We start from the raw sequence: 12982 nt of genomic DNA, 5'->3' as shown, positions 1-12982 counted from the left end.
ATCGTAAATTGTAAATAGTCAAATTGTAAATGCCGTGATGATAGAAGAATTGCCGGATGATATAGATAATGATGAGCTGGACGACGTAGAGCCGGTGGGTGACGAGGCGCAACTCTATGAACACTTCCGTGTGGTGGTGGACAAGGGGCAGGAGATGATGCGGGTGGACAAGTATCTGTTCGACCGCTTGACGAACTCTTCGCGCAATCGCATCCAGAAGGCTGCCGATGCAGGCTTCGTGATGGCGAACGGCAAGGCTGTGAAAAGCAGCTATAAGGTGAAGCCGATGGATGTAATCACTGTGATGATGGACCGTCCACGCTATGAGAATGAAGTCATCCCCGAAGACATCCCCCTTGATATAGTATATGAGGACAAGTATCTGATGGTAGTGAACAAACCTGCCGGTCTGGTGGTGCACCCCGGTCATGGCAACTATCACGGTACGCTTGTCAACGCCATAGCCTGGCACATGAAGGATAATCCCGATTATGATGCCAATGACCCGCATGTGGGACTGGTGCACCGCATCGACAAGGACACCTCCGGCCTGCTGGTGATAGCCAAGACTCCGGATGCCAAGACGAATCTCGGCAACCAGTTCTTCAACAAGACGACAAAACGCCGTTACCGGGCGCTGGTCTGGGGAAATGTGGAACAGGATGAAGGGACCGTTGTCGGCAATATCGGCCGTAATCCCAGAGACCGCATGCAGATGACCGTCCTTCCCGACGACCAGGGAAAGCATGCCGTCACCCATTACCGGGTGCTTGAACGTTTGGGATACGTCACATTGGTGGAGTGTATCCTTGAAACGGGACGCACCCATCAAATCCGTGTGCACATGAAGCACATCGGACACATACTTTTCAACGACGAACGTTACGGCGGACACGAAATCCTGAAAGGAACCCATTTTGCCAAATACAAACAATTTGTAAACAACTGCTTCGACACTTGTCCGCGGCAGGCATTGCATGCCATGACGCTGGGGTTTGTGCATCCCGTCACCGGAGAAGAAATGTACTTCACTTCGGAATTGCCCGATGACATGACCCGGCTGATAGACAAATGGAGAGGCTATATCAGTAACAGAGAATTAGAATGAAACGCACGATTGCTATTGTAGCCGGAGGAGATACCTCCGAATTCCACGTCTCCCTGCGTAGTGCACAGGGGATTTACTCCTTCATCGACAAGGAGAAGTATACCTTATATATTGTAGAAATGCACGGACTGGACTGGCATGTACAGCTGCCCGACGGCGCCAAGGCTCCGGTAGACCGCAATGACTTCAGCTTCGTGCTGGGTGGCGAGAAAGTGACATTCGACTTTGCCTATATTACCATCCACGGAACTCCGGGTGAGGACGGCCGTCTGCAGGGCTATTTTGATATGCTCCATATCCCTTATTCGTGTTGCGGAGTACTGGCAGCGTCGCTCACGTACGATAAGTTTGCCTGCAACCAGTATCTGAAAGGTTTCGGTGTGCGCATTGCCGAATCGTTGTTGCTGCGCGGCGGACAGTCGGTGACGGATGAAGATGTGATGGAGAAAATCGGTCTGCCTTGCTTCATTAAGCCCAGCTTGGGAGGTTCCAGCTTCGGCGTGACCAAGGTGACGGCGAAAGAGCAGATACAACCTGCCATAGCCAAGGCATTTGCGGAAGCGCAGGAAGTACTGGTGGAGGCCTTTATGGACGGAACCGAGATTACCTGCGGCTGTTACAAAACAAAAGACAAGTCCGTAGTGTTCCCCATTACGGAGGTGGTGAGCTACAACGAGTACTTCGATTATGAAGCTAAGTATAATGGTGCGTCTGACGAGATTACTCCCGCCCGCATCTCGGACGATTTGACCCGCCGGGTGCAGACGCTGACTTCTGCCATTTATGATATACTCGGGGCCTACGGCATTATCCGTGTGGACTATATCATTACCGAAGGGGAAAAAATCAATCTGCTGGAGGTGAATACCACCCCCGGAATGACTGCCACCAGCTTTATTCCCCAGCAGGTTCGCGCTGCCGGAATGGAGATGAAGGATGTAATGACAGATATTATAGAAAACAAGTTTAAGGATTAATCATTATTCATTATGAATGCGAACGTGGAATTTGATGAAATCCGTCCTTATCATGATGAGGAACTTCCTCAAGTCTATGAGGAACTGATTGCCGATGCGGCGTTCCGGCAGGCAGTGGATACTGTGATGCCGGGTGTACCTTTTGAAGTATGGTCGCAGAAAATGCGCGCGTGTAAAACCAAGCTGGAGTTTCAGAAGACTTTCTGCTATGGGCTTCTGTGGAAGCTGGCGAAGGAGGCTACGGATGGATTGACTCTGGACCATACAGCGTTGCCGGACAAGTCGGCAGCATATACCTATGTCTCCAACCATCGCGACATTATTCTCGATTCCGGTTTCTTGTCCATTCTGTTGGTAGACCAGGGTATGGATACGGTAGAGATAGCCATTGGCGACAACCTGCTTGTCTATCCGTGGATTAAGAAATTCGTGCGTGTCAACAAGTCCTTCATCGTGCAGCGTGCGTTGACCATGCGCCAGATGCTGGAGGCTTCCGCACGCATGTCCCGCTATATGCACTATACCATCAGTGAGAAGAAACAGTCTATCTGGATTGCACAACGCGAAGGGCGTGCCAAGGACTCCAACGACCGCACGCAGGACAGTGTGCTGAAGATGCTGGCAATAGGCGGTGAAGGCGACGTCATTGACCGCTTGATGGAAATGAACATAGCTCCGCTTGCCATTTCCTATGAATACGACCCTTGCGACTTCCTGAAAGCGCAGGAGTTCCAACTGAAACGGGACATTGAAGGCTATAAGAAAACGACGGCTGACGACTTGCTGAATATGCAGACCGGACTGTTCGGCTATAAAGGGCGGGTACATTTCCAGACGGGTGCCTGCATGAATGATGAATTGGCGAAGATAGACCGTTCACTTCCGAAGCCCGAACTCTTTGCACGCATGTCTGCACTGATAGACAAACGTATTCATGCCAGCTACCGGATGTATCCCAATAATTATGTGGCGCACGACTTTCTCGAGGGGAAGGAGGATTTTTCCGACCATTACACTGCCGGGGATAAGCAGCGCTTCACGGCCTATATAGAACAACAGTTGGAGCGTATCTCCATTCCCAATAAGGACGTGGACTTCCTGCGCGGAAAAATGCTGCTGATGTATGCCAACCCGTTGAAGAATTATCTGGCGGCTATAAAAGAATGAATACATGAAGAAGTACTGTGATTGGTGGCTTTTGCCTTTGTTGGCCTGTCTGTTGACTGGTTGTGGCGATGATGATTATCATTATCCTTCCGTGAAGCTGGAGTTCCTGACTGCCTTTTCGGGGGCTGACGGCTATCTGCAGTCTGTTGTGACGGATGAAGGGGAAACCTTGCCGGTAGTGGAGGACAAGACAAAGACGAACATAGAGGCAAACGCCTCGGTACGTGTCATCAGTAATTATGCTTCGGAGGTAACTGCCGATGGAACTGCCGGTGCGGTGCTGTATGCCTTGAGCGGTGTTCTTTCTGTCGCTCCCCAAACGGCTGACAAGTTCGAGGAGGGCGTCAGGACAGACCCTACTGATGTGCTGGGTATCTGGATGGGACTCGACTATCTCAATATGACACTGATAGTCAAGGAGAATGGTGAGCATAAGTTCCATTTTGTTGAGGATGAAGTGATTGTGGATACTGCTATCGGGTGTAGTGAAGTATATCTGACGCTGTATCATGACGCAAAGGAGGAGGTAGTGTCTTATACCAGACGTGCCTACGCTTCCGTACCTTTGCGGCAGTATGCGGCAGTGGGTATACAGAAGGTTATGGTTCATTTCAGTGTGCACACTTATTCCGGTGACATCAAGACTTACGATTTTGTTTATAACCCTGACTAAAATGAAATATTCGATGAAGACATTGTTCGCGGGCTTTTGCCTCGTTTTTACCACCCTCTTTTCCTGCCAGCAGAAGGAGGGACAGTTCAAGTCTGTTTCGGTAGATGACTTTTCCACATTGATAGCCAATCCGGAGGTGCAGCTTCTGGATGTGCGTACTGTTGCCGAATACTCGGAAGGACACGTGCCCTACAGTATCAATATCAATGTGCTGGATGAGTCGTTTGAAACGATGGCCGACTCCACTCTGCAGAAGGACAAACCGGTTGCAGTATATTGTCGTAGTGGTAAGCGTAGTAAAAAGGCCGCTGCCATACTGAGCAAAAAAGGATATATAATCTATGACCTTGACAAAGGTTTCATCGGTTGGGAAGAAGCGGGCAAGGAAGTGGAAAAGTAATAGCGGTGCAGCTGAAATGCATTTGCTATAATTTCTTTTTAGGCGCGGATTACTCGGATTTCACGGAAAAATTTAAGAAAAGAATCCGCGTTTTCCGCGTAATCCGCGCCTAAAAAGAATAAAGTAGTCTTGTCCTCTGGTTAGAGGCTTTCAAGCAGTCTCTTCAGCACCACTGTTGCTGAAATCTCCCGGTTGGCCGCTTCGGGGATTACGATGGACTGCGGGCTTTCTATCACATCATCCGTCACAATCATGTTGCGTCGAACCGGCAGGCAGTGCATGAAGTAGGCATTGTTGGTAACGGCCATCTGGCGCTCGCCTACTGTCCAGGTGCGGTCTTTGCTCAATATTTGTCCGTAGTTGTCGCCTGTATAGGCCGCCCAGTTCTTGGCATAGACAAAATCGGCCCCTTCAAAAGCTTTCATCTGGTCATATTCTACGCGGGCATTTCCTACGAACTTGGGGTCGAGTTCATAACCTTCGGGATGTGTAATCACAAAGTCATAATCAGTTGCATTCATCCATTCGGCAAAGGAGTTGGGGACAGCCTGAGGCAATGGACGCGGATGTGGAGCCCATGTCATCACTACTTTGGGGCGTGCCGTCTTCTTATATTCCTCAATGGTTATCAGGTCGGCAAAACTCTGCAGCGGATGGCGTGTGGCAGCCTCCATGGAGAATACCGGCCGGCCGGAATGCTTGATGAACTGCTCCAGTATCACTTCGTTGTAATCGTCTTCCTTACTTTCGAAACGTGCAAAAGAACGTACGCCGATGACGTCGCAATAGCAGCCCATCACGGGAATGGCTTCCAGTAAGTGTTCCGGTTTGTCACCGTCCATGATGACGCCACGCTCTGTCTCCAGTTTCCAGGCTCCCTGGTTGATGTCCAGTACAATGACGTTCATGCCCAGGTTCAGTGCCGCCTTCTGTGTACTGAGGCGGGTGCGCAGGCTGGAGTTGAAGAAAATCATCATCAACGTTTTGTTACGTCCCAGTTCCACATATTTGAAACGGTCTTTTTTAATCTCGAATGCTTCGTCCAGTGCAGACTTCAGGTTACCGATGTCCTGCACGCAAGTAAAGTTCTTCATATTTACAGTCTTTTTAGTGTATCTATATCTTTGTTATTCGGCTGTCAAGGTCTGGTCTGTCCGGAACCTTCAACAATCCATTTGTATGTGGTGATTTCTTCCAGAGCCATCGGACCGCGGGCGTGCAGCTTCTGTGTGCTGATGCCGATCTCGGCACCGAGCCCGAATTGTGCGCCGTCGGTGAAAGAGGTCGGTGCATTGACGTATACGCAAGCGGCGTCCACTTCCCGGCAGAACCATTCGGCACGTGTCTTGTCGTCCGTAATGATGCATTCGCTATGTTTGGAACCGTACTCCCGGATATGTGCCAATGCTTCCTGGAAAGAATTCACGGTTTTAATGGCCATCTTGTAGTCCAGGAACTCTCTGCCGTAGCAGTCTTCAGTGGCAAGTCTCAACAGCTCGACGGGATATTTGTCACGCAGACTGTGGTAGGCGGGTTCATCGGCAAATATCTCTACATTGCTTGATTGTAGCGGCAGGCATAGGCCGGGCAAATCAGCCAGGCTGTCGGCTTCGATAATCAGGCAATCCAAAGCGTTGCATACACTGACACGGCGTGTCTTTGCATTGGCAATGATGGATGGACCTATGCTTATATCGCCATAGCGGTCGAAGAACGCATGGCATACGCCGGCACCTGTCTCTATAACCGGTACTGTGGCATTCTGGCGTACGAAATTTATCAGGCTGCTGCTGCCGCGCGGAATTATCAAATCTACATAATCGTTGGCATGCAGTAGTTCGGCAGTCGCTTCTCTGTCGGCAGGAAGCAGTTCTACGATATGTGTATCTACGTTGAAATGCTCCAGTACCTCGTGTATCACGCTGATTATGGCACGGTTGGAATAGTCTGCATCGCTTCCGCCTTTCAGAATACAGGCATTGCCGCTTTTAAGGCAGAGTGAGAAGACATCGAAACTGACGTTGGGACGGGCTTCGTAGATAATGCCTATGACGCCGAAAGGTACACTGACCCTTTTTATCTTCAATCCGTTGGGTAATACGTTCTCTTTAAGGACTTTTCCCAGAGGAGAAGGGAGGGCAGCTACGTTGCGGATGTCCGCAGCGATGTCCTGCAAACGGCTTTTTGTCAGTTTCAGGCGGTCGTATTTAGGGTCGGTAGAAGGCATACGCTCCAAATCCTTCTGGTTTTCACTCAGAATGAAGTCTGTTTTGTTTATGGCAGCGTCTGCAACAGCCAGTAATATTTGATTGATTTCTTTGTCGCTCAACGCTAACATGTTACGGCTGGCATCTTGTACGGCGACAAAAGTTTTGTTTAAGTTCATTTTTTTATTGAATATAGAGTGATAAATATGCAAGTATATATATTGTGGGATAGTATCCGTCTGTGGCTTATTCTATATATAGGTAGTCGTAGTGCACTACGGGTTTCTTTCCATGTTTTCCCATCGTTTCCCGTGCCTGGCTGGAGTCACAGTTGGCTTTTCCCACACCGATGGGTTTACCGCCGAAGTCGATAATCCGTACGATGTCGTCCTTCTCGAACTCGCCTATAACGTCAGTGATACCTACCGGTAGGATGCTTACTGCTTTGTCCGAGAAGAGCAGTTCGGTGGCACAATGATTGATGTGCAGTTCCCCTTTGGCAAACCCTTCGCTGTGTGCAATCCATTTCTTGATGCTCGATACCGGTTCCGGAGATGGAATGAAACGGGTATAGTTTAATTCTTCATTCTTCATTATTTTCACGAGGATGTTGTCCCGCTTCCCATTGGCTATGATTACTGTGATGCCCTCATCCGCCACTTTGCGGGCAATGTTGGTTTTTGTCAGCATACCGCCGCGTCCGAAGCTGGATTTGGAAGTTTGTATGTAGGAGGAGAGGTCTTTGCCTTGTTCTATTTCACGGATGACCTGAGAATTCGGGTCGGCGGGTGAACCGTTGTAGATACCGTCTATATTGCTGAGAATGATTAGTGCCTGGGCATCCATCATGGAGGCTATCAGGCCGGACAGCTCATCGTTGTCGGTGAACATCAGTTCGCTCACGGAGATGGTGTCGTTCTCATTGACAATAGGAATGACGCCGTTCTCCAGCATTACGGTCATACAGTTTTTCTGGTTGAGGTAATGGCGGCGGGTGGAAAAGTTCTCTTTCATTGTGAGCACTTGTCCCACGGGGATTCCATGCTCCCGGAACAGTTCGTAGTAACGGTTGATGAGCTTGGCCTGCCCTACAGCGGAAAAGAGCTGGCGCTGGTCTACGCTGTCCAACTTCTTGGTGGGGCGCACTTCGCTACGTCCCGAAGCAACGGCTCCGGAAGAAACAAGTATTATTTCTATGCCGGCCTTGTGCAACTCGGCTATCTGGTCCACCAAAGCGGACATGCGGGTGACGTCGAGAGTGCCGTCACGACGTGTCAAAACATTGCTGCCTACCTTGACAGCAATTCTATTGAAATCAATCTCCATTTTCTCTCTTTTCGTATTCACGGACTACTTCCATGGCGGCTTCGTAGTCCTTCTCATTGACGAGAACGGAAACATCTACCGCAGTGGCAGGCAGTACAACGTTTACTACCATTCCGTCTTTTGTTACAGCTTCAATATCACTATTTCCCAGCAGGCTCTTTACAAGTTCTGCTTCCCACGGTGAACCGGTGAACACCTCAACGAGTTTGCTTTTATCTTCTTCTTTCATGATGGTAAGAATTTAGAGGTTTCTGTCTTACAAATATAACAAATGTTTTTGTTTTAATGTTTAATGCTGACGGATTTATAGTTCAATCCTCTCAACTCTTATCGATTCATTCAGGAAAGTAGAAGCCGATTCTGTGAATTTCTCCTCCGATTCCGTGGTGCGGTAGACGCATCTTCCACCTTTGGTACATTTTTTGTCCATTTCCGGATGACGGTGAAGATAGTCTTTCAGACTGTCTGCCACCAGTTCCCCTTGGGTGACGGTCGTGATGCCGTCGGGCATGTATTGCTGTATCTTGGGCAGCAGCAGCGGGAAGTGCGTGCAGCCTAGAATGACGGTATCTATCTGTGTGTCTTTGGCCAGCAGGTTGCCGATGTTCTTGCGTATGAAGTAGTCGGTACCCTCACCTTGTGCCTCGTTGTTTTCTACGAGGGATACCCATAGAGGGCAGGCTTCACCGCTCACTTTGATGTCGGGGAAGAGTTTATGCACTTCCAGCGGATAGGATTCAGACTTGATGGTTCCTGCTGTGGCAAGCACTCCCACATGGCGGCTTTGGGTTATGTTCCCTATGCATTCTACGGTTGGGCGGATTACTCCCAACACACGACGCATTGGGTCGAGGCGGGGCAAATCATTCATTTGTATGTTGCGCAGGGCTTTTGCCGAAGCTGTATTGCATGCCAGGATGACGAGATGGCATCCCATCTCGAACAGTTTGGTGACTGCCTGCAAGGTGAACTCATAGACAATCTCGAATGAGCGGGTCCCGTAAGGCGCACGTGCGTTGTCGCCCAGGTAAATGTAGTCATATTGGGGAAGGACTTCCCGTATCTTGCTTAGGATGGTCAGTCCGCCATATCCGGAATCGAATATTCCGATGGGACCGGCTGCAGAAGGTAATGTCTGTTTCATGCGTTCTAAAGGCTATGTACCATGCAAAGATAATTCAAATTTCTCAGTAATGTATAAAAAATAAGCGCGGATAAAACTATCCGCGCTTGCTTTATCATAAATAATTCTATTATTTAATGCCCAATTGCGTTTTGACTTTGGCAGTTACATCAACGCTCTGTGCTCCTACGAATGGTATCGGGGTACGGGCTAAGTCAAAAATGTAGACAACACCTTCAGTTTTGCCGACAGCTTGGATGGCTTCGTCCAGTTTCTTATAGATGGGAGCCATAGCATCTTGCTGTGCTTTCTGCATACTTTGATAAGCTTCTTGTTGGAACTGTTCCTGACGTTGAGCCATATCCTGCAGCTCTTTCTGACGTCTTTCTGCAATGTTTTTCGGCAGAGAGTCGGCTTGTGCCAGGAATTCTTGGTACTTCTTTTGGAATTCTTCGTTGGTACGCTGCATTTCATCCTGGTATTTTTTAGACATGGCGTCCAAGTCAGCTTGGGCTTTGGTAAATTCAGGCATAACAGCGATTACATCTTGAGAATTCATGTGAGCGAATTTAGCTTGCGCCATAGCTCCCAGCGGGAGGGCGAACATAACTACGAGTAGTGCGATTTTTTTAAGCATAATGTTTATTATTTATTTGAATGATTATTCGTCGGGGGCAAATATAGCGCAAACTGAACGCAATACAAAATAAGCAAGCTTATTTTTAATCTTGAATGCAGTCTATATTCTGAAACAAATGTATGAAATTAATTTGAATATCCCAGTTTTGCAAGTACTTCATTGCTGACGTCAATACTTGGCGAGGCAAAAATGATACTTGATGCGGAAGCACGGTCTACAACTACCGCATATCCGTTCTGTGTAGCAATTTCCTTTACAGCATTGTATATTTCATCTTGAATGGGTTGCATCAGACTTTCACGTTTTTTATACAGTTCGCCTTCCGGACCGAAGTATTTGCGGCGTAGCTCGGCTGCCGATTTCTCTTTAGCGACAATCTCTTCTTCCTTTTTGCCTCTTTGTGTTTCAGAAAGGGAAGCAATCTGAGACTGATAGTTCTTGTACAGAGTCTTGGCTTCTTCGGAAATCTTTTCGACTTCACTCTGCCATTGTCTGGAGGCTTGTTCCAGTTGTTCATTGGCACGTTCGTAAGCAGGAATATTTTTCAGGATATATTCCATGTCAATCAAGGCGAACTTCTGTGCACCGGCTGTTATACTTACTGCAAACAGCGTAAAAAGGATCAATAAACTCTTCTTCATAACGATATTTATTTAATTGACGATGGATAATTGTCTATCGTCCATTGCTTAGAATTCTTGTCCCAGGATGAAGTGGAACTGGCTACCGCCATATTGCGAGGAACCCATTATTTTGTCGAAACCGTAAGCCCAGTCAATCCCCATCATACCAATCATCGGGAGGAAGATACGGACACCGACACCGGCTGAACGTTTCAACTCGAACGGGTTGAACTTATTGACATCATGCCATGCATTACCGGCTTCCACAAACGTTAACGCATAAATACTGGTACTTGTTTCGAGCATCAAAGGATATCTTAATTCCAGTCCGAGACGTGTATAGGCATAACCTTCAGAACCGTATGGAGTCAATGAACTGTTCTCATAACCACGAAGTGCGATACTTTCTGTAGCATAGCTGGAGTAGCCGGTCATACCGTCACCACCCACGTCAAACGTTTCGAACGGAGACTTTTTGTATTTGTTGTAATGTCCCAGCAAACCGAATTCTACACGTCCCATCAATACCGGAGTACGTTTAACGGTAATCGGATCCATTAACGGGATATAGATTTTGGATTTGAATTTCCACTTGTGGTATTCAATCCACTTGTGCATCTTGTTCATGTCTTCCTGGCTGCTGGTGCTGTACTTGCTGTAATCGGTACCGTCGAACAGAGAGAAAGGCGGTGTGATTTGTGCAGACAACGAGAACTCGGAACCTTGGCGCGGATAAATCGGGTTGTCGATAGAGCTACGGGACAAGGTCAAGTTGAGGCTGAGGTTATTACACTTACCGTTGGTAACCGGGAAGTACTGCCAGTCACTCAGAACATAGCGTTGGTAAGACAACTCGGCTGTGAATTGGAAATAGTCATCCGGCCACTTCAAGCGCTTACCGAACATCACTGCAAGACCATACATCTGGATAGATTTGTCCGGGTCGTAATAGTTCTCGTAGTTGTTGTAATTGCCGTAGTTGTACATACCGTAGCCATACATACCACTATAATAGCTGTTGTAATAGCTGTTCATGTAGGCCGAATTGTAATAACGGCTACTGATGTCGGTCTGGCGGGAATAGAAAGCCGATACGGAGAATGCATTCGGGCGTTTACCGCCAAACCACGGGTCGTAGAATGAAACGCTGTATGACTGATAGTATTTGGCATTGGTCTGGCCGCTGATGGTCAATGTCTGGCCGTCACCTTGCGGGAGGATACCGCGGTAGTTCTCACCCGGGTGAAGCAGGTTGGCCAGAGAGAAGTTAGTGAACTTCAGACTTAACTTACCGATAATACCTGTTTGTCCCCAACCGGCGGAGAACTCTACCTGGTCGTTGGCTTTGGATACAAGGTCATAACCGATGTCTACCGTGCCGTCTTCCGGTCTCGGCTGGATGTCGGGTTGGATTTGTTCGGGGTCGAAGTGTCCCATCTGCTGGATTTCACGCATGGAACGCATCAGGTCTTCACGGCTGAAGAGTTCGCCCGGACGGGTACGGAGTTCACGGCGTACTACGTTTTCATACAAACGGTCGTTACCGTTGATGCTGACTTTATTGATGGTAGCCTGGCGGCCTTCGTAGATACGCATTTCCAGGTCGATGGAGTCGCCCACGATGTTTACTTCCACCGGTTCGAGGCTGTAGAACAGATAACCGTTGTTGTAGTAGAGGTTGCCGATGGCATCGTCATCGGTCATTGTACGTTCTTCAAGTAACTTTTGGTTGTAGACGTCACCCTTCTTCATCTGGAGGAGGAAGTTCAGTTGTTCGGAAGGATACAGTGTGTTACCTACCCAGGTTACATTGCGGAGGTAGTATTTCTGTCCTTCCTCAATCTGCATGAAGATGTCTACCGTGCGGTCATCGTAGGGCTTGATACTGTCTGTCACGATGATGGCGTCACGATAACCCAGTTCGTTGTATTTGTCGATAATCAGTTGTTTGTCCGCTTCGTAGTTGTCCTCAATGAATTTCTTGGTGCGGAACAGATTGAGCAGCTTGCCCTTTTCGTTTGTTTTCTTCATCACACGCTTCAGCTTCTTGGTCGTGAGGGCCTCGTTGCCTACAATGGTGATTTGATGTACTTTCACTTTCTCCTTCTTGTCGATGTCGATGTTGACAATCACTTCATTCTTCTTTTCTGGATCATCACGTTGGGTGATGATTACATCTGCATTCTTGAAGCCCTTGTCGTCAAAGTAGCGCTTTATCAGGGTCTTGGCGCGGTCCACCAGGTTAGGTGTAATCTGACCGCCCTTTATCATGCCGATTCTGCTTTCCAGGTCTTCACGCTCCGACTTCTTCACACCGTTGTAGCGTATGTCGGAAACACGCGGACGCATGGTCAGATGAATGGTCAGCCAAATTTGGTCGCCTTCAATCTTGTCTGCTGTAATTTCCACGTCAGAGAACAGACCGTGGCGCCAGTAGCGCTTACAAGCTTGTGTAATCTCGTCACCCGGCACGGTGATAGTCTGCCCTTTGGATAGTCCGGACAATCCGACAATTACATAATCTTCATAGTTCTGGGCTCCTTCGACCTTAATGTCGGCTATTTCATACTTCTTGGGGGTTCCCGAATAGAGTATAACCGGCTTTTCGGTTTCATCGGTGTTGTTTACGTCCTGTGCTGCTGTTGTCAGTGCGCAGCCGAAAAGGCAGACAAACGTTACGAGTATGGAGAAAATACGATAGTGCATCTTTTTATTTACTATTTTACAATTTACTATTT

At 48.2% G+C, this 12982-nt stretch carries 13 protein-coding genes; 5 read left to right on the top strand and 8 right to left on the bottom strand.

Going from position 1 to position 12982, the window contains the following annotated elements:
• The first annotated feature begins 37 nt into the window (after window positions 1-37).
• From H1A11_RS13650 to H1A11_RS13630, 5 genes are read left to right on the top strand one after another with little or no spacing between them, the layout of a single operon-like run.
• A complete protein-coding gene (locus H1A11_RS13650) occupies window positions 38-1108 on the top strand; it encodes an RluA family pseudouridine synthase (RefSeq protein WP_005834741.1) in 1071 nt (356 codons plus the stop codon).
• Entirely contained in the window at window positions 1105-2085 is a 981-nt protein-coding gene (locus H1A11_RS13645; RefSeq protein WP_117965576.1) for a D-alanine--D-alanine ligase, read from the top strand. Before H1A11_RS13650 ends, H1A11_RS13645 begins: the two co-directional genes overlap by 4 nt.
• A gap of 12 nt (window positions 2086-2097) precedes the next feature.
• Window positions 2098-3252 (top strand): 1-acyl-sn-glycerol-3-phosphate acyltransferase, encoded by a 1155-nt coding sequence (locus tag H1A11_RS13640; protein ID WP_181757341.1) that lies wholly within the window; start codon window positions 2098-2100, stop codon window positions 3250-3252.
• Window positions 3253-3256: 4 nt separating this feature from the next.
• The gene (locus tag H1A11_RS13635; protein WP_117965571.1) at window positions 3257-3925 is read left to right on the top strand and encodes a NigD-like C-terminal domain-containing protein; all 669 of its coding nucleotides are present in this window, start codon (window positions 3257-3259) and stop codon (window positions 3923-3925) included.
• Between the two features lie 13 nt (window positions 3926-3938).
• Window positions 3939-4325, top strand: coding sequence for a rhodanese-like domain-containing protein (locus H1A11_RS13630; protein WP_117965661.1), 387 nt, complete (start codon window positions 3939-3941; stop codon window positions 4323-4325).
• 140 nt (window positions 4326-4465) lie between these two features.
• Here the strand turns inward: H1A11_RS13630 and H1A11_RS13625 are convergent, their stop codons facing one another.
• The 8 genes from H1A11_RS13625 to bamA all read right to left on the bottom strand — a co-directional run bounded on the left by H1A11_RS13625 (window position 4466) and on the right by bamA (window position 12950).
• A complete protein-coding gene (locus H1A11_RS13625) occupies window positions 4466-5419 on the bottom strand; it encodes an acetylornithine carbamoyltransferase (protein WP_138344622.1) in 954 nt (317 codons plus the stop codon).
• A 44-nt stretch (window positions 5420-5463) separates the two neighbouring features.
• The gene (locus H1A11_RS13620) at window positions 5464-6711 is read right to left on the bottom strand and encodes a glutamate-5-semialdehyde dehydrogenase (protein WP_117965568.1); all 1248 of its coding nucleotides are present in this window, start codon (window positions 6709-6711) and stop codon (window positions 5464-5466) included.
• 67 nt (window positions 6712-6778) lie between these two features.
• Window positions 6779-7858: a glutamate 5-kinase gene (gene proB, locus H1A11_RS13615; protein WP_087332249.1), complete on the bottom strand. Its 1080-nt coding sequence runs from the start codon at window positions 7856-7858 to the stop codon at window positions 6779-6781.
• Window positions 7848-8087 carry a DUF2007-related protein gene (locus tag H1A11_RS13610; protein ID WP_005825154.1) on the bottom strand — a complete coding sequence of 80 codons (240 nt, stop codon included), beginning with the start codon at window positions 8085-8087 and terminating at the stop codon, window positions 7848-7850. Before H1A11_RS13610 ends, proB begins: the two co-directional genes overlap by 11 nt.
• Before the next feature lie 75 nt (window positions 8088-8162).
• On the bottom strand, window positions 8163-9002 hold the full coding sequence (gene murI, locus H1A11_RS13605) for a glutamate racemase (RefSeq protein ID WP_005834749.1): 840 nt from the start codon (window positions 9000-9002) through the stop codon (window positions 8163-8165).
• A 109-nt stretch (window positions 9003-9111) separates the two neighbouring features.
• Window positions 9112-9618: an OmpH family outer membrane protein gene (locus H1A11_RS13600; RefSeq protein ID WP_005834750.1), complete on the bottom strand. Its 507-nt coding sequence runs from the start codon at window positions 9616-9618 to the stop codon at window positions 9112-9114.
• A gap of 128 nt (window positions 9619-9746) precedes the next feature.
• Entirely contained in the window at window positions 9747-10262 is a 516-nt protein-coding gene (locus H1A11_RS13595; protein ID WP_005834752.1) for an OmpH family outer membrane protein, read from the bottom strand.
• 48 nt (window positions 10263-10310) lie between these two features.
• Window positions 10311-12950 (bottom strand): outer membrane protein assembly factor BamA, encoded by a 2640-nt coding sequence (gene bamA / locus H1A11_RS13590; protein ID WP_131225540.1) that lies wholly within the window; start codon window positions 12948-12950, stop codon window positions 10311-10313.
• Window positions 12951-12982: the final 32 nt, after the last annotated feature.

This window comes from Bacteroides sp. CACC 737, from assembly GCF_013874375.1.
GTDB lineage: Bacteria > Bacteroidota > Bacteroidia > Bacteroidales > Bacteroidaceae > Bacteroides > Bacteroides uniformis.
Note: the sequence above shows the minus strand (reverse complement) of the source record. Positions and strands in the feature narration are given on the sequence as shown.